This window comes from Pseudomonas serboccidentalis (genome assembly GCF_028830055.1).
GTDB lineage: Bacteria > Pseudomonadota > Gammaproteobacteria > Pseudomonadales > Pseudomonadaceae > Aquipseudomonas > Aquipseudomonas serboccidentalis.
Genome location: NZ_CP101655.1, coordinates 3356126 through 3381301, shown reverse-complemented (window position 1 = coordinate 3381301; position 25176 = coordinate 3356126). Strand labels below are relative to the sequence as shown.

Genomic DNA, 25176 nt, shown 5'->3' with positions numbered 1-25176 from the left:
AAAAGATCGCAGCCTTCGGCAGCTCCTACACAAAACGCATATGACAGCCGTGTTACGCAAGTTTGCAGGTTGTTACAGGCGTTCAGACAACTCTCGCAGGATTGTGCAACGCAGCGACAGGAATCGACTAACGGCACCTTGCGCCCGGCCCTTAACCTTTGATCCTGTCGCAGCCCGTCCCCCGGCTGCCACGCGACTCCCTGGGAGGGTTGAACATGTCCAAGCAGATTCCCGTCAGTCATATGGCCTTCGTTCGAGCGCGCGCCGGACGCTCCGCCGAACTGGGTGTACGCCTCAGTGCCTTGATCGAACCGTCGCGCAGCGCCCCCGGTTGCCTGAACTTTGCCCTGCAGCATTCGCAGTGTGATCCGGACTTGTGGCTGGTCTCCGGTTTCTGGAGCCATCAGCAGGCGATGACCGCGTATTTCAACAGTTCGTCGATGCAGATTTTTTCCGAATTGGTCCAGGACCTGGTGGTCAACAGCCTGGATTTTCACACTTTCAAAGAGGTGTCGGCGGCACAGGCCCTCGGTCAATGCCCGGCACCGATACACAAACTCGCCGGTTGAGGGTTTAATGTCCGGCTTATTCGTCTGAGCCAGGATGTGTGCCATGGCACGTAAAGAGTTCGAACACTTCGAAGCAGTCTCCGCAATCGTCCCCGTCGAGTTGGGCGGCAACAAGGGTTATCACGCGGCAATCGCGGTCAAGGCCCTGGTCGATGGCGGTGCGCCGCGCTTTCACAAACTGCTGGGTGATCAGGTTTTCCCCGGCGCCATCGCTGCCGATGACGCGGCTACCCAAGAGCTGGACCGTCTGCAGGGCGTCACTGATGACGCCGAGCTGATCTGGTAACTGCGCTTATTTGCCGGCGCCCGGGCGCCACATCTTGAACAAGGCCTCTGGCCCCAACTGGAAATAATCCGCCGGCCCGCCGCCGCGCAGAATCGGTTCTGCCGCGGCGGTGTCGTAGATGCCGTCCTTCAACAGCCACTTGGCGATGTGCACGGCGACCACTTCGCCGAGAATCAGCCAGCTCGGCACGGTTTCGCCATCGGCGCGCTGCAACTGAATGATCTGCGTGACCTTGCACTCGAAGGACACCGGGCTTTCGGCCACCCGTGGCACTGCAATCACCTTCGACGCCACGGGCGTCAGTCCGGCCAATTCAAACTCGTTGACCTCAGGCGCGACCATGGCGCAGCTCTGGTTCATCTGCTCAGCCAGCGGCCGGGTGGCGAGGTTCCAGACAAATTCGCCGGTCTGCTCGATGTTGTTCAGGCTGTCTTTGCGCCCGACGCTGGAAAAACCAATGATCGGCGGAATGTAGTTGAACGCGTTGAAGAAGCTGTAAGGCGCAAGATTAAGCCGGCCGTGAGCATCCTGCGAAGAGATCCAGCCGATGGGGCGCGGGCCGACGATGGCGTTGAACGGATCGTGGGGCAGGCCGTGGCCGTTGGCGGGTTCGTAGAAATGGATGTCATCGGACATGGCTGGGGTTCCTGAAGAGGGCGTTTTGAAAGACGCCATAGTGTAAGAGCGCACCGCGTATTTCCAGTCAAACGCTGATCCCCTGTAGGAGTGAGCCTGCTCGCGATAGCGGTGTAACAGTCACCCAATGCATTGACTGGTATGACCCTATCGCGAGCAGGCTCACTCCTACAGGGAATGTTTGTGATGCCCCAGAAATGACTAAGCCCGGCCGAAGCCGGGCTGTGGAAGAACCGCTGAGATTCAGCTGATGGCTGCAGCAGTACCGGTTTTGTCGAAGCCATCAGCCGCGATGGCGTTGGCGGTACCGGTTTTGTCGAAGCCATCGGCAGCAACGGTTTTGCCGATGTTGGTTTTATCGAAACCGTCAGCGGCGTAAGTGCCCGAGTGGCTGGTTTCGATGGCGGCGCTGGCGCCGGAAATGAAGTCGGCCGATTTGGTTTTGTCCGAGCCATCGGCAGCGAAGGTGTTGGCAGCCAGTACAGACAGGGTCAGGGCGAGGATCAGTTTGGTTTTCATGTGGGTGACTCCAGATGGGTTGGCGATGTGTCTTGCTTGGGTTTAATGCTACGCCAACTAAATTGATTAAAAAGTGCAAAATAATGCTAAAAGCAATCGATTAACTTGATATTAAGGGCAGCGCACTGATGGGCTTCCACTGTCGGGAGCGAACGCCGCGCAGGTAATCGATCAGGTATTGGCAGGATGCAAGGGCAGCATTAATAGGGGATTAATCGCTGTTTTGGCGACATGACAGATTTTTCATCTGTTGCCGACCGGTTTTTCACCGGCGCAACGCCAGTCTGCCCACGGCCAGAAAACCAAGAAACGGCCGTCTCACACTGGAGCTTTGCTTGCGATGAATAAACTGCCTCAAATCACCCTGGCGTTCTGGGTCATGAAAATCTGCGCGACGACCCTGGGGGAAACCGCGGGGGATTTGCTGTCGATGACCCTCAACGTCGGGTACGCCCTCAGCTCGCTGATCCTGATCAGCGTATTCGTGCTGACGCTGATCACCCAATTGATGGCCAGGACCTACAAGCCGCTGCTGTACTGGATCGTGATTCTGTCCACCAGCACCGCCGGCACCACCATGTCCGACTTCATGGACCGCACCCTCGAACTGGGTTACGCCACCGGGTCGATGATCCTGATTGCGATTCTGCTGGCGATCTTCGCGGCCTGGCGCCTGAGCGGCGATTCGCTGAACGTCAACAAGGTGCAGACCTTGCGGGGCGAGATGTTCTACTGGATGGCGATTCTGTTTTCCAACACCCTGGGCACCGCGCTGGGCGACTACCTGGCCGATGATTCGGGCCTGGGCTTTGCCGGTGGCGCACTGCTGATCGGCTCGACCATTGCCGTGGTCGTGGCGCTCAAATACTTCACGAAGATTTCGACTGTGCTGCTGTTCTGGGTAGCGTTCGTGCTGACCCGGCCGTTCGGTGCGACCCTGGGCGACTTGATGACCAAAACTCATGAGAAGGGTGGTCTGGACTTCGGCACCATCGGCTCGTCGGCAGTGCTGGCGGGGATTCTGCTGGTGATGATTGTCGGTGCGTCGTATGTGCAGAAACGCTATGGCAAGCCGCAGATTGCCGTTTGACCTGATACCGCGTTGCCCGTATTCGCGAGCAAGCTCGCTCCCACAGGGGATTTGTGTTGATCACAGTTCCAATGTGGGAGCGAGCTTGCTCGCGAAGGGGCCATCACAGCCACCGTTGCAGTGGCTGCATGAACACGATCAGTCAGTCACGATCCGCGAGTGTTTCTGCGTGTCTTTCATGGTGATGTACACCAGCAGCGACACCGCGATGCACGCGGTCACGTACCAGTAGTAACCGGTTTCCATGCCGATGCTCTTGAACCACAGCGCGATGTATTCGGCGGTACCGCCGAAGATCGACACGGTCAGTGCGTACGGCAGGCCGACGCCCAGCGCGCGGATTTCGGTCGGGAACAGCTCGGCCTTCACCACGGCGTTGATCGAGGTGTAGCCGCTGACGATGATCAGTGCCGCCATGATCAGGAAGAACGCGCCCCACCAGCTCTGGATGGTGTGCAGGGTCATCAGGATCGGCACGGTGAAGATCGTCCCGAGCACGCCGAAGGCGATCAGGATCGGGCGACGACCGATTTTATCGGACAGGCCACCGATGATCGGTTGCAGGCACATGAACAGGAACAGCGTGGCGGCAGAAATGGTGGTCGAGTCGGAGATGCTCATGCCGACGGTGTTCACCAGGTATTTCTGCATGTAGGTGGTGTAGGTGTAGAACGCCAGCGTACCGCCCATGGTCAGGCCGACCACGGTCAGCAGTTCTTTCGGGTGGCGCATCAAGGTGCGCATCGCGCTTTCCTTGGACTTCTCTTTCTTGGTGAACGACTCGGTTTCTTCCATGCCGCGACGCAGGTACAGCGCGACGATGGCGCACAGTGCGCCGATGGCGAACGGAATACGCCAGCCCCACGCGTACAGCTGCTCAGTGGTCAGCATGTTCTGCAGCACGATCAGTACGCCCAGCGCGATGAGCTGGCCGGAGATCAGGGTCACGTACTGGAAGCTGGAGAAGAAGCCGCGACGTTCCTTGGTCGCCATCTCCGAGAGGTAGGTGGCCGAGGTGCCGTACTCGCCGCCGACTGACAGGCCTTGCAGCAGTCGCGCGAACACCAGCAGGATCGGCGCGCCGATGCCGATGGTTTCGTAGTTCGGGCTCAGAGCGATCAGCAGCGAGCCGAAGCACATCAAATAAACCGAGGCCATCAAGGCTTTCTTGCGACCGACCTTGTCCGCGTACAGACCCATCAGCCAGCCACCGATCGGGCGCATCAGGAAACCTACGGCGAAGATCGCGGCGGTGTTCATCAGTTGGGCGGTGGTGGAACCGGCGGGGAAGAAGGTCTTGGCGAAGTACAGCGAGAAGGCGGCGTAGACGTACCAGTCGTACCACTCGACCATGTTGCCGACAGAACCGCTGAAAATCGATTTGATCCGGCTGGCGGTGGTTCTTGCTTTGGCGGGCGCGGCAGCCGACCCAAGGGGCAGGGCGTTGGAGTTATCCATTGAAGGATCCTTCGTTTAATTGTTTTTGTGGAGCGCGTTAAAACGCAGCCTGCTGGGGCTATAGCAGGAGCTGTGCCAACGGGGAGAGGGCCGGTTTAGAGGGGGTGGCAAGATTGAATGAGCGGAAATCCGCTTATTGTTTGATTTGATTGAGCGGAAAATCGCTTAAAAGATCGCAGCCTGCGGCAGCGCCTACAGGAAATCTGTGGACGACGGTGAAACGGTAGGAGCTGCCGAAGGCTGCGATCTTTTGATCTTAGGAGCTGACAAACATCTCCCGACTCAACCCATGCCGCTGCAGCTTCTCATTGAACGTGCGGCGCGGCAGCTGCAACTCCTCCAGCACCGCTTTCACGTCACCCTTGTGCCGGGTCAGCGCGGCGCGCAGGCATTGGGCTTCGAAGGCTTCCTGCTGCGCGGCGAGGGACTGGCCCGGGTCGATGCCCTGCACCGGCTCGTCCAGCCCCAGCACCTGACGCTCGGCGACGTTCGCCAGTTCACGCACATTGCCCGGCCAGTCGTGGCTGAGCAGGTGGCTCAATTGCGCTCCGCTCAACGGCGGGAAGGTGCGGCCCAGGCGCTGAGCGGCGCTGAAGGCAAACGACTCGAACAGCAGCGGAATGTCTTCGCGGCGATCGCGCAGTGGCGGCAGGCGCAGCTCGGCGACGTTCAGGCGATAGGCCAGGTCCTCACGAAAGCGTCCGGCCCGGGCTTCATCGAGCAAGTCGGGTTTGGTCGCGGCGACGATCCGCAGGTCGACGCGAATGCTCTGGTTCGAGCCCAGGCGCTCCAGCTTCTGTTCCTGCAACACTCGCAGCAGTTTCACCTGCTGGGCCAGCGGCATGCTTTCGATTTCATCGAGAAACAGTGTGCCGCCGTCGGCGTACTCCAGCTTGCCGATGCGCTTGCCAGAGGCGCCGGTGAAGGCGCCGCTCTCGTGGCCGAACAATTCAGCCTCGAACAGTTGCTCGGGGATCGCCGCACAGTTGAGCGCCACAAACGGTTTGTCCGCGCGCGGGCCGAAGTCGTGCAGGCAGCGGGCGATCAGTTCCTTGCCGCTGCCGGTTTCGCCACGGATCAACACGTTGACCGGCAGCGCCGCCAGATCCAGCACCTGCCGGCGCAAGGTCTGCATGCCACGGGACACGCCGAGCAGCGTGGCATCGAGCCTGGCGCGGTGGTCGGCCTGTTCGTGCAGGGCGCGGTTTTCCATTACCAGCCGACGCTTGTCGAGCGCCCGGCGCAGGCTGCCGAGCAGGGTTTCCGGGCTGAACGGTTTTTCCAGAAAGTCGTAGGCACCGTCGCGCATGGCTTCGACCGCCATCGGCACATCGCCGTGGCCGGTCAGCAGAATCACCGGCAGGTCGGCGTCACGGCGCTGCACTTCGGCCAACAACTGCAGGCCACTGAGCCCGGGCATGCGCACATCGCTGAGAATCACCCCGGGGAAGTGCGCGGGCAGTACCGCCAGGCAATCTTCGGCGCGGCTGAACAACTGCACCTCGAATCCCGACAGGCTCAGCCACTGTTCGACAGCGCTGCGAATACTGCTTTCGTCATCGACCACCATCACCGAATTGAGCATCAGATGTGCGCCTCCAGATCGATCGGCAGGGTCAGGGTGAACACCGCACCGGACTCGCCATTTTCGGCGCTCAAACGGCCGCCGGATTCATGCACGATAGCGAAGGATACCGCCAGCCCCAGACCGAGGCCGTCACCCACGGGTTTAGTGGTGAAGAACGGGTCGAACACCTGATTCAGGTGCTCTTGTGCAATCCCGCCGCCATTGTCGATTACGCTCAGGCGCCACAGTTGTTCGTCAACTTCCAGGCGAATTTCCAGGCGTTTGCACGGTTTGCCCTGCATCGCGTCGAGGGCGTTGCGCAACAGATTGATCAGCACCTGTTCGAGGCGTATCGCATCGCCACGCACCCACGCCGGACGCGTCAGGTGCAGCACCAGGCTGATCTGTTCGTCGCGCAGACGAGCGTCGAGCAGTTGCAGCGACTGGTCGACCACCGTCGCCAGATCCAGCCGTTCGCGCAGGCCGCTGGGGCTCTTGCGGGCGAAGGTTTTCAGGTGGCCGGTGAGCGACGCCATGCGCGTGAGCATGTCGTCCACCGGTTTGAGCGCCTTGTACGCGTCATCGACGCGGCCATGGTCGAGCAGCAGGCGCAGCGTCGCGAGCTGCATGCGTTGCGCGGTCAGCGGCTGATTGATTTCGTGGGCCAGTGCTGCGGACATCTGCCCCAGCGCCGCGAGCTTGGCCGATTGCACCAGACCGTCCTGAGCGGTGCGCAGGTCGCGGGTGCGTTCTTCGACCAGTTGTTCGAGTTCTGCGCGGTTGCGCTGGCGGACTTTCGCCAGGCGCCAGCGCTGGTTGAGGAACAACAGCAGAAACACCAGTGCCAGCCACACCCCGGCAGCGGCCAACCCGGCGTTGCGTAAATCTTCGAAGGCCACTTGCGGGCGCCGCAACAGATGCAAGGTCCAGCCTTCGGCAGTGAGTGGCAGCGACTCCCACAGATAATCCGCCGTGCCCTGCGGGCCTTCGACCCGGCGCAGGTCGCTGTTGTCGTCGAAGTGGCGCAGTGACAAGTGCGTCAGCGGGCTCAGCGATTGCTTGTCGTACTGGCGCGTGCGCTTGATCTCGGCCATATCGCGGCTGTCCAGCGGCCGCAACGAGCGATAGCGCCAGCCGGGCTGATTGGCGATGAAAATGATCCCGCGCGCATCGCTGACCAATAGCGTGTCGCTGCCCTGGCTCCATTCGCGCTCCAGCTCCGGGAACTCCAGCTTGACCACCATCGCCCCGAGGAACTCATCGTTGTCGCCCAGCACGGCACTGGACAGAAAATAACCGGGGATGCCACTGGTCACGCCCACCGCATAAAAACGTCCGGTGCCCTGGGTGCGGGTCTGACTGAAGTACGGGCGAAAACCGTAATTGTGGCCGACATAACTGCTGGGCAGACGCCAGTTGCTCGCCGCCACCGCGAGGCCGGTACGATCGAGCAGTTCGAGGGTCGAGGACTGCGCCGCGCCGTTGATCTTTTCCAGTTTCAGATTCAGCGCGTTCTGCTGTTCGGCATCGACCGGCCCGGCCAGCGCCCCGCGCAATTGCGGGTCCAGCGCCAGCACGGCGGGCAGGGCGCGATAGCGGTCGATCAGGGTGTGCAGGGAGTTGGCATACAGCGCCAATTGCTGGCTGGCGCGGGTGGCGTCTTCCTCCAGCGCCTGACGTTCGGCGTGGCGGATGGCAAGGGTGGCGGCGATGGCCGCACCGGCGATGATCAGCAGGGTGTACAGCGACAGACGCAGGGTACGGGAAGTCGGCAGCATGCTGGGCTAATGGATAAAGGGACGGGCGGGCACGATAGCATGCGCCTGCCCGTCCTGTTCGCCTGACGCGTTACCTGATCAGACATGGCTGAATTTGTGTGAATGTGAGAGCAGCATGGTTCTGGCGTAGGCCAGTTCGGTGATCACTGCCTGGGTTGTCTGTGTCAGGCTTTCGACGCTGTCGCCGGGGCTATCCTTGAACAGGCCGAAGGTGTGAATGGCATCGACACCGGCTATTTCGAAATAATTGGCAACTTCGGACAGATTGCCTTGCAGGGTATCGATCAGACCCGTCAGGTTGCGCTCGCCCTGGGCAATTTTTTCCGCTGTCAGACCGCCGACAGCACCGGCGATTTCATGGCCGATTTCCACAGCACCCAGCAGGGCGCTGGCGGTAGCACTGACCTCGGCTGCCATGCTCGGGGTGATCTGTTTGGCCCCCAGACTGATGGCGGTGCTGGTGCTTTCCTTCAAGCCCTTGAACGCGCCTTTTTGCGTGTCAGGAAGCATTTTTGCGTACTTCTGCTCCATGTAGCTCAAGGGCGACATAGTCTTGTACTCGGCCTTCTTGATGATTTTTTCGGCCGATACCCGGCTGGCCTTGAATTTGATCGAGGCGCTGGCGCCTGTGCGTTCGGCTGCATAGTCCCACAGCAGGCTGATGGTTTTTTTCGCCGCGAATCCGATCACAACCCCTGCCACGTTGCCTACGCCCGGGGCTGCAACGCCCAGCGCCTGGGCACCGATGCCCACTGCGATTCCGCCACCATAGGCGACCACCTGTCCAGCGATATGCGTCGCACTGCGGCGCAGGGTCGAGCCGGCGAAGTCAGATGTCGTGCGGTGATTGAGAATCTGCTGTTGAGCATCCAGACCACGGCGCAATGACAGGGCCAGAATGTTCAAATGCCGTTCGACCTGAGATGACAATTCCACCCGTGCTCGGCGTCGTCGATTCTGCTCGGCGCCTCGTGCCTTTCTCAGGTCACGTTCCTCGCGGGTTTCGGGCTGAAGAAAATCGCTCAGGGCCCGGCCATCGGTGTCGATGAAACCTGCCGGATTGTTACCGACAAAGGCATACAGATTCAGTCCATCGACATCCCCGGCCGGGTCGGCACTGATCCAGCGTTGCAGCCACGGTGCGTAATAGCGGGCGCCGTAATAATAGAGACCGCTGGCGTCCATCTCCTGACCCGAGTAGCGGATGGTTTTGTAGCTGGCTTCAAGCGCTGAGCGGGCAGCCCACCACGCTGTGCCACCGAACGGGTAGTAATGCTCCAGGCTGATGACGGCGGCGCGGTGGTCCAGTTCCAGTGCGCAGGAACCGAGGTGATCGTCGAGGCTGTAACGCAGTTGATCGTCTTCCAGTCCAGGTGGCCGACCACTGAGCCAGTGCAGGCAGCGGACGCCGGGCAGGATGATGACGTGCAGGTGCTGGCCGTCGCTGCGGGCGTGGATTTCCAGCCCCGGCAGATAACGTACCTCGCGGCGGTGCGTGACTGACGGGGTATGGCTCAGTGAGCACTTGTAGACGCGCTCACCCTGGCTGTAGCGATAGATTTCCTCATCGTCGGGCAGACCATTGCTGTGCTGCAGCAATGTCGCACGGGCCAGTTGATCGCGGTTGTCCCACAGCAGTGGCTGGGTGCCGGGTTGCAGACGCAGTTGATTACCGTGCAGGTCGAAGTGTTCAGCGAAGACCGGTTCGGGATCACCGGTTTTCCAGCGTACCCCTCGGTTGCTGTGTGGATCGATGATCATCTGCTGAGTGAAGTTGTGGCCTTCACGCACATGCTGTAACTCGACAAGGTTGTTGCCCTCGTCATACCGGTAATATTCGCGGTAGTTGAAGCGTTGCCCGGGATCGATGGGCTGAATCGGCTGCGGCAGCCCCGGCGATTGTGGGGGTGTTTCGCCCTCGAAGCCGCGGCTTTCGATCAGGCGATACAACGAGTCGTAGACAAAGTGTCGATTGCCATCGACGCGCTGGTTGGCAAAGTACACCGTGGCCAGAGTGTGGTCCTCGATGCTCAGGATGTTGCCTGCCGGGTCGTAGACATAATGCAGGTCCTGCAGTGGAGCGGCCGGGTCCTTGTACGCCAGCAAGCGGAGCAGACGAGCGTCGGCCGGATCGTAATGCTGGCTGCGGCGAACGCCGTTGCCGGCCAGTTGCTCGATCAGCTGGCCGTCAGCGTTGTAGCGTGTTTCGCTGACCACCGGTTGCGCCGTGTCGGAGCCCGCCAGCTGTAGCGACAGTTGCTGCAACTGCCCGGCGACGTCGTATTGCGACTGTTGCCGGTGGCCGCCGGCGTCGGTGAGCTGCAATATATTGCCCAGCGGATCGTAATGCCTCTGGGTGGTGAAGGTGCCGGTTGCGTCGACGAGGGTGCGCGTTTCACTCATTCCCTGGCCGAGCAGGCTATAGCTGCTGAACACTACGTTGCCGGACGGATCTGTTTGCGTGGTCAATGCGCCGCGCAGGTTAAACCCGGCATTCGCGTTGTGGTCCGCGTAGCTGTAGCACTCGGTCCCGGCCTGCGCGTTTTCAGTGACGGCGATCACGCGGAGCAATAAGTCGTGCTCATACTGCCAGTGGTTGCCGCGCTGGTCCCAGCGTTGCCGTTCTTCACCGCCGAGCCCCGGCAACATCAGTCGCCAGCCGGCGTCCACGCTGTCGACACACAACGGACGAGCATCCAGCGTATAGATCGTTTGCAGATTGGGCGGCGACGCACCGTCGAAAAGGCGCGGATCGCGCTGTGTCACCAAGCGGCCGGCAGGGTCATGCAGATGACGGCTGACGAGGGCCTGCGCTGCTTCACCTGCGACCTGACGCAAGTATTCCACCTGACGCACCGGCAAGTGCCGAGGGTCGTGGCTACGCAGGGTTGGGGTGTGGTGAAACAGCGACGTCGCCATTGTTCACTCTCGGTTGCTCTGCGAATCCGGCGCTATGCCGCTTGCTGTTTCAGCGCCAGATAGGCCGATACCCGACCCAGCAAATCCCTGGCGTGCTTGATGGTGCCGCGAGCCACCGTCATTTGTTGTTGCAGGTGTGCCAGGTCGCTGTCGGCACGCTCCGGCATCTGGGCGATGCCAATCAGTTTTACCGGTGCAGGCGCTGCACCGGCCAGCGTGTCGAGGTGTTGCTGGAGGCCGGCCTGCTGGCTGTCGAGGTAACCGGTCAATTCATCCAGCCGCGCGCTGATGCGGTTCAGGTCTCCCTGCCCCCATGAGTCGTTGAGCGCTTCTGTGAGTTGGGCCATTTGGCGGGCGATGTTCAATGACTGTTTCAGGTAAGGAATCTTGAGGTGTTTGCCCAATGACCGGGCGGTGGTTTCCAGACCGATCTTTACCAGGCCCCCTGAGGTCTGCGGATTGAAGCTTTCCAGGGTCCCCCTCACTGAGTTCGGCGAAGCCTTGGCTTTGCTTTGCAGGCTTTTCACCGAAAGCGCGGCCTGATCCGGCATGATCGAATAGCCGAGCGTGGTTTCTTCGCCGATCTTGGCCATGAGCTTGACTGACGCCTCTGCGGCGAAAATGGCCCCTACCGTTGATGTCACCGGCATCACAATTGGCGCGGCGGGACCGCTCAGGCTACCGACACCGGCACCGACGGTGCTCCCTACGGCACCGGCCTTGATCGCCACGGCAAACGTTGCCACGCTGAACGCGAGTTTTTTTGCGGCGGTCTTGTAGATGTCGCGAGTACGCGTGAGGTTGTAGAGCTGATAGTTGAGCTTCTGCAATTCGCTGGTCATGTGTGTCAGCACATTGGAAAACTCGCTGACTTTTTGCTGTGCTTCGCTGGGCGTCTGTTCGGTCCCGCCGTTATCGACGAAGCACAACGGGTTGTTGCTGACCATCGCGTACAGGTTCAGCCCGTCAACATCGCCTGCCGGGTCGGCGCTGATCCAGCGCTGCAGCCACGCGGCGTAGTAACGGGCGCCGTAGTAATACAGGCCGCTGACATCCATTTCCTTGCCTGAATAACGGATGAACCGGTAACTGACTTCGATCACCGAACGCGCGGCCATCCACGCAGTGGCGCCAAACGGGTAATAACCTTCCTGGCTGATCACTTGCGCCTGTTGATCGAGTTCCAGCTCACAGGAGTCCAGATGATCGTTGAGGCTGTAGCGGAGCTCGTCGGGTTTTTCCTGTGCCCAATGCAGGCACCGGACATGGCCGATACCGATGTCCAGTTGAATGACGTGCAGTACTTCACCGTTGTCCTTCGAGCGGATTTCCAGCCCGGGCAAGTAGCGCACCTGCTGGAAATGAGCACCTTGTGCGGTGAAGGTCTCGTGGCGCTTGAACACCCGCTCGCCCTGGCTGTAACGGTAGTGCTCGGCATCGTGTCGACCGTCCTCGCGGTGGATCAGGATGACGCTGGCCAGCTCGTCACGAGTGTTCCAGTGCAATGTTTGCCCCGGTTGCAGCGCTTGCAGGTTGCCGTGACGGTCGAACAACCGGTCGAATATCGGTTCGGCATCGCCAGGCGTCCAGCGCACCCCGCGGTTGCTCTGTGGATCGATACGCATCTGGCGGGTGTGGCTGGCACCGGCCCGTACATGCTGCAGCTTGATCAGGCTGCCGCCGGCGTTGTACTCGTAGGTCTGGGTGTAGTTGAGGCGGTTATTCGGGTCGCTCGGCTGTGGCAGTCCCGGGATGTCGGAGAGTGGGCCTTCGTCATGACCGGTCGCGCGGATCAACCGGTATAACGAGTCATAGCCGAAGGTGCGGTGGCCGTCGATCAACTGGTTGGCGAAGTAAACCGGCTGAAAGCCATGGTCATCGATGCGCACGATGTTACCGACCCGGTCGTGGAAATATTCGAAGTCCTGCAACACAGGGCCAGCGTTCTTGTGGCAGACATGGGTGTGCAATCGACCATCGGCCGGGTCATACGTCCAGCGGCTGCGCACCCGGTTGCCGGCCACCTGTTCGATGATCTGACTGGCAGCGTTGTATTGCGCCTCGATCAATACCGAGTGCCAGTCGGTGTGTCCGTTGAGCTGCAGTCGAACCTGCTTGAGTTGCCCGGCCAGACCGTACTGTGACTGCTGTCGATGTTGACCCGCATCAATCTGTTCCAGCACCGCGCCCAGCGGACTGAAAACACGCTGGCTGGTGAATGCTTCGCCGTCGTGAAAGGTACGTGTTTCAGTCCGAGGCTGACCGGACAGGGCATAGCTGTCGATACGCAGTGTACCGGCGTGGTCTTCGTGTTCGAGCAACTGGCCGCGCAGATTATGCGCGGCATCGGCCGAGGCTTCAGCGTAAGTCAGTACCTCGACATCGAACTCGTTTTCCTCGACCGTCATCAAGCGCAACTGCTGGTCATAGCTCATGCGCCAGTGGTTACCGCGGGCATCCCAGCGCTGCAGTGATTGACTGCCAGGGCCTGGCAGGCTCAGGCGCCAGCCGGCGTCGACGCTGTCGATTTTCAATGGCTCGCCATCCAGCCGGTAAACCGTAGTCAGGCAAGGCACGTGGAGGCGCGGGTCCCATTGTTCGGTCAGGTGTCCGCTCGTGTCGTGGTGTTGGCGAGTGATCTGGCATTCGACGTCGGCGCCCGCCACCGCACGCAGGTAAGCCACTTTCCTGGCGGGCAAGCCCCTGGGATCATGAGCCGACACGGCAGGCGTTCGCCAATGCACGGAACGTTTCATGCCCGCACAACGGTTCATTTCAGGCCGCATTTTTCCGCACTCGCCGCTGCGCCAGCAGGAACTGATTGTCGGTAGTGCCCATCTCCTTGTACAACGTCATCATGTCCTGAGCGCGCTTGATGTTGGACAGGGTGAAGCGGGTCTGGCGTTGCAGGTCCGCGCGGTTGATGGGCGCCAGGGCCTCTGCGGGTGTCATGTGGTTGACGTTGGGCAGCGAGTTGGCCGGGTAAACCGTGTCGGTACCCAATGCATCAAAGGCATTTTCGGCCCAGGCGGCACGTTGCTCGATGGCTGTTTTCCAGTCGCCGAGCAGGGTTTCAATTTTCTGCACCTTCATCGGATCAAGGCGATTTTTGATGTCCTCGGCTTCGATGGCCCTGGCAAACATGTTGATTGCCCCGGGAAGAATCGATATCCACGAGGCCATGAGCCTGCCCATCACGAATGACGGGTTGAACACCGCATTCAGGCCCGGGTGAATCAACTCATCCTTCATGTCTCGCCAGGATTTGATTTCCTTGACGGTCTCCTCGATACCCAGGCCCTGGTCAATCGCACTGACGGATATCTGCGAGGTCTGCGGAATCAACGGGCCTACCCTGAGCCTTGCGCTGTTTGCCAGCGGCTCGACCATGGCGGTGGCGGCATCGCCGCCGATATTGCCGCCGACCACGCCGCCACTGGTTGTGAACGGCGTAGTGAAAGGCACATTGGGCGCCACCAGGTCCACCAGCCCAGCGCCGATGACACCGCCTTCATAGCCGATGACGCCCCTGACGACTTCGCCTGCCATGTTCAGGGCCAGCCCCCCCGCGACACCTTCATCATGGAGAATGCTGTGGATTTGCCCGACCACCTGCGTGGAGTGTTCCTGGACGGTTGAGATAAACGCCGAGTACAGCATGATCACACTTTCTGCCCGGGTGTTGCCGTCAGGGTCGACATAGCGCAGCGGGTTGTTTGCGACAAAACCATACGGGTTGAGGCCATCGGCATCCCCCGCCGGATCGGTACTGACCCAGCGCTGCAACCATGGCGCGTAATAGCGCGCGCCATAGGCGTAAAGGCCGCTGACATCCATTTCCTTGCCCGAATAGCGCACGGTCTTGTAACTGACTTCCTGTGCCGACCGACCAACCATCCACGCGGTTGCGCCGAACGGGTAATAGCCCTCGTGACTGACCAGGCGCGCCTGTTGATCGAGTTCCATCACGCAGGAGCCCAGGTGATCGCCGAGGGTGTAGCGCAGTTGATCGGCATCGACGCCTGTTGGCTGGCCGGCGACCCAGTGCAGGCAGCGGACACTGCCTGATCCGGCGCTGATGGAGATGATGTGCAGTTCTTCGCCATTGTCGCGTCGGCGGATTTCCAGGCCCGACAGGTAGCGCACTTCCTCGAAATGGCTGACGTTCGTGGTGTATCGCTCATGGCGTTTGTAGATCCGGCCCCCCTGGCTGTAACGGTAATATTCGCGGTCATGGAGGCCGTCATCGCGTTGTACCAGTGTCACCTGTGCCAATTGGTCCCGGGCATTCCATTGCAGGGGTTGGCCAGGTTGCAGGGCGAGGAGGTTGCCGTGGCGATCGAACAGGCTGGTGAAGTCCGGAGCAGGGTCACCCTCCTGCCAGCGAACACCGCGATTGCTCTGCGGGTCGATGAACATCTGGCGGGTATGGCTGGCGCCGTCACGCACATGGCTGAGCCTGATCAGATTATTGCCACGGTCATAGGCATAGGTCTGGGTGTAGTTGAGCCGGTTGCGCGGGTCGGTGAGCTGCGGCAAGCCGGGGATGTCCGTCAGCGGGCCGTCGTCGTAGCCGCTGGCACTGTGCAGTCGGTACAGCGAGTCGTAGCTGAAACGGCGTTCACCGTCGACCCGCTGGTTGGCGAAATGGCTGACGCTGAACGCATGGTCGATGATGCGCGTGATGTTGCCGCTGGGGTCAAAGACATACTCGAAGTCTTGAAGAACAGATTGTGTCCCCTTGTTCGAGGATTGCCGGTTCAAACGACCATCGGCTGGATCGTAGTACCAGCGACTGACCACACCATTGTCGGTCCGCTGTTCAATGATCTGTCCGGCAGCGTTGTACTGCGCGTCCTGCAACACCGGTTGCCAGTCGGGGTTGAGGCTCAGCCGAAGCTGGCTGAATCGCAGTTGCCCGGCGGCGTCATAGCGCAACTGCTGATGGTGTCCGCCGGCATCAATCTGCTCCAGCAGGGCACCCAAAGGACTGTAAGTGCGACGGGTGACAAAGGCCTGCTCATCGTCGAACCGGCGAGTCTCCTGCAGTGCCTCGCCGTACAGGCCGAAGCTGTTGAACTGCAACGTCCCCGACGTGTCGTGCACGGCGATCAGTTGCCCGCGAAGGTTGAAGGCGGCGCTGGCCGAGGCGTCAGCGTAGGTGAAGGTCTCGCGGTCCGGCTGCAGGCTGTTGTCAACGGACAGCACGCGCAACTGTTCATCGAAGCTGCTGCGCCAATGGTTGCCACGCGCGTCCCAACGCTCGAGCGCTTCGCCGGCAAGGCCCGGCAAGGTCAGGCGCATGCCGGCGTCGACACTGTCGCTTTTCAACGGTTCGCCACCCAGACCATACACCGTCACCCGACTGGCGACCGACAGGCGCGGATCCCACTGCGCAACCCTGCGCCCGGCTACGTCATGTTGTTGGCGGGTCAGCAGTGGCACCGGGGTGTCCTCGGCGACAGTGCGCAGGTAAACGACCTGGCGCACCGGCAAGCCGCGGCTGTCATGCACCGTGAGTGCGGGTGTGCGCCGATGGACGTTCATGGTTGTGGTTCCGATTCATCGGTGTCGTTGAAGTCCTGACTGGTGCTGTACCAAGGGTGATGCGTCTCGAGAGAAAAATAGCCTTTGGCATTGATCAGTTTGATCGGGCGCCCGAGTGCGTCGTAAAACAGTTGATCGAAATAACCCTGCTCGCGCAGGGAGACATCGTTGACGTAGCGGTGAGTGTCGGCAAAGAACGGTCGGAACTGCCGCACCGCCAGTCCCTTGTTGTTGTATTCGACCCGTTCGCTGATGCGCCAGCGCGAGTCGGCGTGGCGTATCACCAGCTTGCCGTCCTCGATGAGCAGTGCGCCGTTTTCATCAACCACATAAGCGTCTCCGGACTCGACCAATTGCTGGGTTTGCAATGACCGCCCGAAGCCATCGAAGCAGTTTTTGACGATTTGAAACTGTGCGGCGATCGGGTCATCGTGATAGCGGTCGGCACTGAGCATGACGCTGTGCACCGGCTCGCGCGCGATGCTGGCGATCGCCGTAATCAGTGCCTGTTGCATCGGGCTCGGTGCGACAGTTTGCGCCAGGCACCGACGGGCGCTGGCGCGAATATGGCCGCTGGGCAGGACCAGGCCGGCGTTGACCCACACGCTAAAAAGTTCAGGGGTCTCGCGCAGCACGAGAGGCAGTTGCCCCATCCAGCTGAACAGATCCTTGCGCAGCGTGCTGGCGGCTTTTTGCACAGCCAGCGCCGGGTTGGCAATTGCCGCATCCGGGTGATGATTCTCCGGTCGCTGGTATTCGCTCAGCGGTCTGAAACCTGCAATTTGACCGTTTTCAGTGCCATGAAACGTGATGGTCAGTGGTTGTCCGGAGGGTTCGTACATCGCCTCCTGGACATTGTCGTTGGCATCGATGATGCACAGCGGTTGCACGGCGTGATAGTCGTATTCGAAGCGGGTCGTGCAGCCGTCCGGCAGTTTGATGCATATCAGCGCCAGGCTGTAAGGGTCGTATTGCGCTTCTGTCACGCCATGACTGGGCGTCTCTTGGTACTTGAGCACCTTGTAGAAACGGTCGGGGCCAGCGTATCCGGCAAAGCTGTAACGGGAAGACCAGAGGTTTTGTTCATCGTCGGCGGTGAGCGCGGTTTCGAACAGAAAGGGCATCGGTGCATAACCGATGTTTTTCAGCTCTGCGCGGATGTCGAACGGTGGCGGCACGGTGTCGTAGGCCGCCAACGCGGTCTTGTCCAGTTGCGCCACTTCCACCGGCCCGGCCAGCGCTTCGAAAGCGGCCTCGCCATCCGGCAACGGGGACTGGTCGGTAGTCTTGAGGTAACGCTGCACCGATTGCAGGGTCAACACGCGCAGGGTGTTCCACGCGGATGAATCCTGATGCTGCATCAGTTGCTCGTAGCACACCTGCTTGGGGGTGAGGCCGTTCGGCAACGTACCCGTGGGAAGGTTCAGGGCATTGCTGCGTTGCTGCCAGGGCAGCCCCAGTCGCCATTGTTGTGGGTCATTGTCCAGATCAATGTAGCGGCTTCGGGTCTCGCTTACATACCATGACTGCTGAGCTTCATCGTGGGCGTCGCGCCACCATTGTTGTTCGTCCGGATCGCTGTAGGGCGGTGTTTCCGAAACCTTGCGGCGACGCGGGTAGTTGATGGTCATCGTGTGGGTAGGCATGCCGTAATGATTGGTGCACAACACGACGTCGTGGGCGCACATCGGATCGTCGGCCAGGCGTTCGTAGGCGTAGCTGATTTGCTCCAGTGGCAGGAGCAATAGCACCGAGTCCGGGTAAAGGCCGCGCGGTCGTACTTCGCGTACCCGATAACGGTGCTCTGCTACGGCATAGGGATAGCCCGTGGCGAGGTCGTCAGCGGCGGCCCAGGTTTCGATGCGGGCGACGGATCCTGCCAGCGCCCGGGCGATTTCGTACTCGGTGGTGGTATCGGGCGGCGTTATCGTTTCATCGCATTCGTCACCCGCGTGATAACGGCTGAACAGCGTGTTGCCCAAGGGGACCGCGTCTGGATCGCGGTTGAAATAGCGCTCGGGCGAGCGGTCCATGGCCTGCCCGGTGTGGAACCAGGTGCATACCCGCACGGGCTCGGTGAAACCGCTATCGTCGTCACCGGTGGCTGATTCACTGTCGATCTGCTGCAGTCGGCCGAAGCCGCGAAACTCACGCTCCCGGCCATCGTAGGTGCCTTCGCGATACTCGAAACTCTGCGTCAGACGGTTGCCGGTCACTTCGTCCAGTTGCACCTGCTGACTGACAAGCTGCACGGGGAACGGCAAATGACACGCCGGGACCCGGTCCGGGTAATGCGCGAGCTGCTCGCTTTTTTCGTCGAGCCATGTCTGGGCGGAGCTGCGATAGAACACCTGCGTGCTGCAGCCCATGTTGTTGTTGCTGGCCGTCATCAGATAGGGCTTGGCTGATACGAAATCGTAGCGCCAGTGCTGCGGCGTCATGTGTGGCACCGTCAGAATCAGGCTGGCGCACCCCAATCCCTGCAGGTCGGCGAGGGTGACCTGGCACAACCGGTCGTAGCGCACGCCCGGGGGCCATGGGACGTGCACGGCCTCGCTCTCCAGGCCGTTGCCGCCCCGGTTCAGGTAAATGTCGAAGCCGTCCGAATTCAGATAGATCAGCGCCGGTGCCCCGGATCCGTTGAGGTCGGCGATCCGCACCCGTGCGGCATCGAATTGCTCATAAGGAAACACCGGGCCGCTGATTCGGCGCCCCTTGCCGAACCGGCCGTGCCCCAGGTTCGGCCAGCAGCGGATTTCGTCGTGCCGGATGCGGCACAGCTCGGTCATGTCGCTGCCCAGCAGGTTGCCGAGAAAAACCAGTTCGTTGCGGGCATTGCTCAACAGCGGCAAGCGGTCGTCCAGTGGGTGTTCGACCTCGGTGGCCGGGCCGAATCCAGCTTCACGGCGGTTGGCATACAGACGCACGGCCTGGGGGCCGATCATCGCCAGGGAGTCGAGGCCATCGCCGCAGAAGTCGCCCAGTTGCGAAAGACCGTGGAAAAACTCTGCGGGAAACCCTTTAAAGGTAATGAACGGTCCCCAGCTGCGATCTGCGTTCAGCGTGCGAAATCCGCTCATGCCCGGCATCGCGCTGACCCAGTCCAGGCGCCCGTCACCGGTCAGGTCGGTCAACAACTGCTGCACGGCCTGATTGCGGTTGGCCACCGGCACCTGCTCCAGGGAGGTCCAGGCAGCGTAGGTTATGGCCTCCGGGCCGGTGCTGGCGCGCACAGGTTCGCGGTAATACCAGCACTGGTCATAGCGGCAGAGAAACCCCGGCAAGCCTTCGCCGAACAGATCGACCAGGTGATAGGGCTGCTCATCGATACCCGGTTGTGTCTCCAGTTCAAGCAAGCGACGCGGTGTCGGGTCAAGGGTGAAGGAGGAGTACTCGAACTCGGTCGGCGGCTGGTCTTCCACGAAACCGTCGGCATCCCGGGTCTGTTTGTGCGCAGCGGTGAGTTGACTGAATGGCGATAGTGGCGTGACCTGCGAATATTCAAGCAGCAGTCGGCGAACCAGCACCGGCGTGGCGCCGGTTTGTTCGGCAAAATGATGGAACAACAACACCTGTCGGCACAGGCGTCGGGTGCCCAGTTCAAAGCCCTGGATGAAAGTCGAAAAGGGATCGGGGCGTACTGGCCAGGGGTGCAGAGGGTTCTCTGCGTACTCGGGCATCTCGGTCAGCGAGGTGGTGCGCTCGCCGTAGTCGAACAGCAGATGAAAGTGCCAGTCGCCCTCGGCTGGACTTTCCTGGGTCCAGCCATACAGGTCCTGACTGGCGCTGGCATTGCCATAGAAAACCGCACGCAAGTAGCGCTGCGCGCGCGAGTCGCGATCCGGGTCGAGGTCATGGTCGTCTGCCTTGTAATCGAACCCGATGTGTTCGCCGTGGGTATTCATGCTTTCGCACAGCAGCCAACTGAAGACTCGTAGCGGGTCATCGGGATCGGCCTGGCGTGCAGCGGCGGTTTTGCCATACAGGTGCAAAGAGCCGTCGGCGCCGTGAATCAGCCAGAACCCGGGTTGCTCGCCGGTCTGCGGCTGCCAGTATTCGCGCAGGGAAAAATCGCTTTCCATCCGCGCCCCGTAACGCACCACGTCATGCGGGCCGATCTCCACCCCGTTGTATCTGTTCTCTTGGCGGGACTGGATCTGGCCGTTATCGTCAAGCTCCGGCGTCCACACCTGACCGTCGTGGCCGATGATCTCGTCATGGGCGGTGTAGTGCGGCACGCCTTTGTTAGTGCGACGGCTGATGAGGCTGACACCCAGGCTCCAGCCGTCGCCGAACGGTCCGTTACCGGCCTGGCTGCTGTAAGTCAGCGACAGTTGCGGATCCCAGCCGCGACCGGCGGACAGGGGCAATGACACCTCAATCGACGCAGCGCCCGTCGTTCCCACCGCTCCCCAGCTTTTGCCGATGGTGGCAATCGTCGAACTCTTGGCGATGGACGGTGGGGTGATGCTGAGGTCTTGATCAGCCATGGGTCATATCCATTGCACAGGTGAAGGCGTGGGTGGATTGACGCTAGCAAGAATCGCGGCGGCGCACACCTGTCAGATCTGACAGGTGCGATCAGGCCAAAGGTGTGAGTTTTTCTCTCAGGCAAAAAAAAGGCCGGCCCGTCATGTGACGGGCCGGCCTGATTTTTTTCGGCTGTGAAACGCTTACTGCACTTCTACCGCCAGGCTTTCGGCGATCTTCTGTTGCCAGATCGCAGGGCCGGTGATGTGTACCGACTCACCGTTGCTGTCCACCGCGACGGTGACCGGCATGTCCTTGACCTCGAACTCGTAGATCGCTTCCATGCCCAGCTCGGCGAAGGCCAACACCTTGGACTTCTTGATGGCCTGGGCCACCAGGTAAGCGGCGCCGCCCACGGCCATCAGGTACACGGCCTTGTTGTCCTTGATCGCTTCGATTGCGGTCGGGCCACGCTCGGACTTGCCGATCATACCCAGCAGGCCGGTCTGCTCAAGGATCTGACGGGTGAACTTGTCCATCCGCGTGGCGGTGGTCGGGCCAGCCGGACCTACCACTTCGTCACCGACCGGATCGACCGGGCCGACGTAGTAGATGAAGCGACCCTTGAGGTCCACCGGCAGGGTTTCGCCCCTGTTCAGCATCTCGACCATGCGCTTGTGCGCAGCGTCGCGACCGGTGAGCATCTTGCCGTTGAGCAGGACGGTTTCGCCCGGCTTCCAGCTCTGCACGTCTTCCGGAGTCAGGGTGTCGAGGTTGACGCGACGGGCCGACGGGCCGGCTTCCCAGACGATTTCCGGGTAGGCGTCCAGCGATGGCGCTTCCAGCGAAGCAGGGCCGGAACCGTCGAGCACGAAGTGTGCGTGACGGGTGGCGGCGCAGTTCGGGATCATGCACACCGGCAAGGAGGCGGCGTGGGTCGGGTAGTCCATGATCTTCACGTCGAGCACGGTGGTCAGGCCACCGAGGCCCTGGGCGCCGATGCCCAGCTGGTTGACCTTCTCGAACAGCTCCAGACGGATCTCTTCGATGCGGTTCTGCGGGCCACGGGCTTTGAGCTCATGGATGTCGATGGATTCCATCAACACTTCCTTGGCCATCACTGCGGCTTTCTCGGCGGTGCCGCCGATGCCGATGCCCAGCATGCCCGGTGGGCACCAGCCGGCGCCCATGGTCGGAACGGTCTTGAGCACCCAGTCAACGATCGAGTCGGACGGGTTGAGCATGGCCATTTTCGACTTGTTCTCGGAGCCGCCGCCCTTGGCCGCCACGTCCACTTCCACGGTGTTGCCCGGGACGATGGAGTAGTGGATGACCGCCGGGGTGTTGTCCTTGGTGTTTTTACGAGCGCCCGCCGGGTCGGCGAGGATCGAGGCACGCAGGACGTTTTCCGGCAGGTTGTAGGCGCGGCGCACGCCTTCGTTGATCATGTCGTCCAGGCTCATGGTCGCGCCATCCCAACGCACGTCCATGCCCACGCGCACGAACACGGTCACGATGCCGGTGTCCTGGCAGATCGGCCGGTGGCCGGTGGCGCACATGCGCGAGTTGATCAGGATCTGAGCGATCGAGTCACGGGCCGCTGGCGACTCTTCGCGCAGGTAGGCTTCGTGCATCGCCTGGATGAAGTCCACGGGGTGGTAGTAGGAAATGAATTGCAGGGCGTCGGCAACGCTCTGAATCAGGTCATCTTGCTTGATCACGGTCATGAGTCGCGCTCCTCTAAAAAACGGTGGGGCAGCTACAAGCTTCTAGCTTCGAGCGGCAAGTTAAAGCAGTACGCGGACAGCTTGAGCTTGAGCTTGCCGCTTGAAGCTTGCGGCTCGTAGCTGTCCCTCTGTGGCGCGACGCTAAAAAGGCGCGGCAGTATACCGCGCCTCTTCAGGGCATACACGCGCCGACAGTCATTCGTTGGTCGCATACCGAACACTGCCGGCCCCCTGTGGCGAGGGAGCTTGCTCCCGCAGGCCTGCACAGCAGGCCCAAATCCAGCCAACTCAATATTTCAGTTCCACCACGTATACCGGTTTACGGCTGCTGCACAGCCGAGCGGGAGCAAGCTCCCTCGCCACAGGAGGACGGTATCAATCCTGCAATTGGGTCATGCATTTGACGTCAATTTTTGGCTCCGAAAATCGGTGGTCATTTCTCGACCGCGCCTCTAAAGTGGCATCCGGTCTGTAGAGTAGGACACTCGGTCAGCCTCCTATCGCACGGTGAGTCAACGATTGACCCATAACGCCATTCAACGCCTTCTGCTCAAGCGCTTTGCCCTCGCTGCAGCCACCTACGGATTGGCTTTGCTGCTGCTGTGGCTGGCGTTTTTTACTGGTCATTACCCGCAATCATTGAACAGTGTGGCCATCGGCAGCGCGCTGGTGGTCATCAGTCAGGCCACGTTGTTCGCGCTGTTCTTGTCCGGGCGCAACCTGCGTTTTGCCGACCCCAGCCTGACCGAGGTGCAAGTGCTGCTGGGGCTCGGCTGGCAGACCTGGCTGGTCGCCCATCTGGAGGAGGCCCGCGGCGCGTTTCTGGTGTTCTACGTGCTGATTCTGCTGTTCGGCCTGTTTCATTTATCCCGGCGTGCGTTCATTCGTTGCGCGCTGCTGGTGTTCTTCAGTTTTTGTGCGATCACCCTCTGGGATGGCTACTACTTCCGTCTGCCGGATCCGGCGCTGGCCGCCTTGCAGGTGTGCATTCTGGCGATGGTGCTGGCGTGGCTGGTGATCTACGCCCGTTTTGTCCAGGTGTCGCGACAGCGTCAGCGTCAGCGCCGGTTCGCCCTGCAGGCGCATCAGGACACCCTGCGCGGCATGATGCGCCAGCTCGAAGACCTGGTGGCCACCGATGAGCTGACCGGGCTGTTCAACCGTCGACATTTTTTGCGCCTGGCTTCCCGCGAACTCGAAGCGATGGACCCCGGCGTGGTCCATGGTCTGGCGCTGATCGACCTTGATCACTTCAAACGCATCAACGATTTGCACGGCCATGCTGCCGGCGATCAGGTGTTGCAGGCCTTCGCCGGGGTGGCGGGCGCCTGTCTGCGTGACGGCGACGTGCTGGCGCGTTACGGTGGCGAGGAATTCGTGGTGTTGCTGCCCGACTGCGATGCCGAACGCCTGACGGCCTGTTGTGAGCGCTTGCGCATCGCTTTTACCGACGTCGAACTGGTGGGCCTGAATGTGCGTGACCTCAGCCTTTCGGCGGGCATGACCTTGCTGGAACTGGACGACGATCTGGACGATGCGTTGCAGCGTGCCGATCAGGCGCTGTACCGGGCCAAGCGCGACGGGCGCAATCGCTGTGCGGCCGCGTGGGAGAATGTGGATGCCTGAACTTCGGGTCGGTGAACAACAATGGTCAGTGGCAGCGGGCAGCAACCTGCTCGATGCCCTGAATCAACACGGCGTCGCGGTGCCTTACAGCTGTCGCGCGGGCAGTTGCCATGCGTGTCTGGTGCAGTGCGTGAGCGGCCTGCCTGCGGACAATCGGCCAGATGCCCTGAGTGCCGAGCAGCGTCAGCAGGGCTGGCGCCTGGCGTGTCAGTGTCAGGTGACTGAAGACTTGCAGGTGCACACCTTCGACCCGGTCTCGGACGGTCGGCCGGCGCTGGTCGAAGCGCTGGACTGGCTCAGCGACAACGTGCTGCGCCTGCGCCTGACCCCGCAACGACCGCTGCGCTACAGTGCCGGGCAACATCTGGTGCTGTGGATCAATCACATCGCCAGGCCGTATTCGCTGGCGAGCCTGCCGGAGGAAGACCGCTTTCTCGAATTCCACCTCGACTGTCGCCAGCCCGGCGAATTCAGCGATGCAGCACGGCGCTTGCAGATCGGCGACCCGATCCGCCTTGGCGAACTGCGTGGCGGCGCGCTGCATTACGACCCGGACTGGCACACGCGACCGCTGTGGCTGCTGGCGGCCGGCACCGGGCTGGGACCATTGTTCGGCGTGCTGCGCGAAGCCTTGCGCCAGGATCATCAGGGCGCCATCCGCGTCATTCACCTGGCCCATGACGCGCGCGAGCACTATCTGGCCAAACCCCTTGCGGCGCTTGCCGCGCAGCGCGAAAACCTCAGCGTCGAGCTGTGGACGGCGGCCGAGTCAGCCGCCGCTTTGGCGCAACTGCGCCTTGTTTCCCGGCAAACCCTGGCCTTAGTCTGCGGCTCACCGACCCGCGTCGATGCCTTTGCCCGGCGTCTGTACCTGGCCGGATTGCCGCGCAATCAACTGCTGGCGGACGTCTTTCTGAGCCGTGGTTGAGCGCTGAAACTATTTTTGTGGCGAGGGAGCTTGCTCCCGCCGGGCTGCGCAGCGGC

The 25176-nt window shown here is 61.3% G+C and carries 15 protein-coding genes; 5 read left to right on the top strand and 10 right to left on the bottom strand.

The annotated features are described in order from the left end of the window. The first annotated feature begins 215 nt into the window (after window positions 1-215). Complete coding sequence (locus NN484_RS15340) at window positions 216-569, top strand: antibiotic biosynthesis monooxygenase family protein (protein ID WP_274657433.1); 354 nt, start codon at window positions 216-218, stop codon at window positions 567-569. Window positions 570-612: 43 nt separating this feature from the next. Then, on the top strand, window positions 613-855 hold the full coding sequence (locus NN484_RS15335; RefSeq protein WP_127648332.1) for a hypothetical protein: 243 nt from the start codon (window positions 613-615) through the stop codon (window positions 853-855). A gap of 6 nt (window positions 856-861) precedes the next feature. Here the strand turns inward: NN484_RS15335 and NN484_RS15330 are convergent, their stop codons facing one another. Together NN484_RS15330 and NN484_RS15325 are read right to left on the bottom strand one after the other, a co-directional pair. Continuing rightward, the gene (locus NN484_RS15330; protein ID WP_095136994.1) at window positions 862-1491 is read right to left on the bottom strand and encodes a flavin reductase family protein; all 630 of its coding nucleotides are present in this window, start codon (window positions 1489-1491) and stop codon (window positions 862-864) included. A gap of 243 nt (window positions 1492-1734) precedes the next feature. Then, window positions 1735-2010, bottom strand: a complete 276-nt coding sequence (locus NN484_RS15325) for a hypothetical protein (RefSeq protein ID WP_086791830.1) — start codon at window positions 2008-2010, stop codon at window positions 1735-1737. A 340-nt stretch (window positions 2011-2350) separates the two neighbouring features. Between NN484_RS15325 and NN484_RS15320 the strand changes: the two genes are divergently transcribed. Further along, entirely contained in the window at window positions 2351-3100 is a 750-nt protein-coding gene (locus tag NN484_RS15320) for a COG4705 family protein (RefSeq protein WP_127648334.1), read from the top strand. Window positions 3101-3238: 138 nt separating this feature from the next. Here the strand turns inward: NN484_RS15320 and NN484_RS15315 are convergent, their stop codons facing one another. The 8 genes from NN484_RS15315 to NN484_RS15280 form a co-directional block, all read right to left on the bottom strand. Beyond that, the gene (locus NN484_RS15315; protein WP_127648335.1) at window positions 3239-4558 is read right to left on the bottom strand and encodes an MFS transporter; all 1320 of its coding nucleotides are present in this window, start codon (window positions 4556-4558) and stop codon (window positions 3239-3241) included. A gap of 256 nt (window positions 4559-4814) precedes the next feature. After that, window positions 4815-6143, bottom strand: coding sequence for a sigma-54-dependent transcriptional regulator (locus tag NN484_RS15310; RefSeq protein ID WP_274657432.1), 1329 nt, complete (start codon window positions 6141-6143; stop codon window positions 4815-4817). Then, window positions 6143-7903, bottom strand: coding sequence for an ATP-binding protein (locus NN484_RS15305; RefSeq protein WP_274657431.1), 1761 nt, complete (start codon window positions 7901-7903; stop codon window positions 6143-6145). The genes NN484_RS15310 and NN484_RS15305 overlap by 1 nt, the downstream gene beginning before the upstream one ends. 78 nt (window positions 7904-7981) lie before the next feature. Continuing rightward, entirely contained in the window at window positions 7982-10822 is a 2841-nt protein-coding gene (locus tag NN484_RS15300; RefSeq protein ID WP_274657430.1) for an RHS repeat-associated core domain-containing protein, read from the bottom strand. Window positions 10823-10854: 32 nt separating this feature from the next. Continuing rightward, window positions 10855-13521 (bottom strand): RHS repeat domain-containing protein, encoded by a 2667-nt coding sequence (locus tag NN484_RS15295; protein WP_274657429.1) that lies wholly within the window; start codon window positions 13519-13521, stop codon window positions 10855-10857. Window positions 13522-13597: 76 nt separating this feature from the next. Beyond that, the gene (locus tag NN484_RS15290; RefSeq protein ID WP_274657428.1) at window positions 13598-16369 is read right to left on the bottom strand and encodes an RHS repeat domain-containing protein; all 2772 of its coding nucleotides are present in this window, start codon (window positions 16367-16369) and stop codon (window positions 13598-13600) included. After that, on the bottom strand, window positions 16366-20859 hold the full coding sequence (locus tag NN484_RS15285) for a SpvB/TcaC N-terminal domain-containing protein (protein ID WP_274657427.1): 4494 nt from the start codon (window positions 20857-20859) through the stop codon (window positions 16366-16368). The genes NN484_RS15290 and NN484_RS15285 overlap by 4 nt, the downstream gene beginning before the upstream one ends. Window positions 20860-21042: 183 nt before the next feature. After that, window positions 21043-22566, bottom strand: a complete 1524-nt coding sequence (locus NN484_RS15280) for a fumarate hydratase (protein ID WP_215502931.1) — start codon at window positions 22564-22566, stop codon at window positions 21043-21045. A gap of 519 nt (window positions 22567-23085) precedes the next feature. Here NN484_RS15280 and NN484_RS15275 point away from each other — a divergent pair. Then, window positions 23086-24192 carry a GGDEF domain-containing protein gene (locus NN484_RS15275; protein WP_274657426.1) on the top strand — a complete coding sequence of 369 codons (1107 nt, stop codon included), beginning with the start codon at window positions 23086-23088 and terminating at the stop codon, window positions 24190-24192. After that, window positions 24185-25120 (top strand): iron-sulfur-binding ferredoxin reductase, encoded by a 936-nt coding sequence (locus NN484_RS15270; protein ID WP_274657425.1) that lies wholly within the window; start codon window positions 24185-24187, stop codon window positions 25118-25120. Before NN484_RS15275 ends, NN484_RS15270 begins: the two co-directional genes overlap by 8 nt. The last annotated feature ends 56 nt before the right edge of the window (window positions 25121-25176 follow it).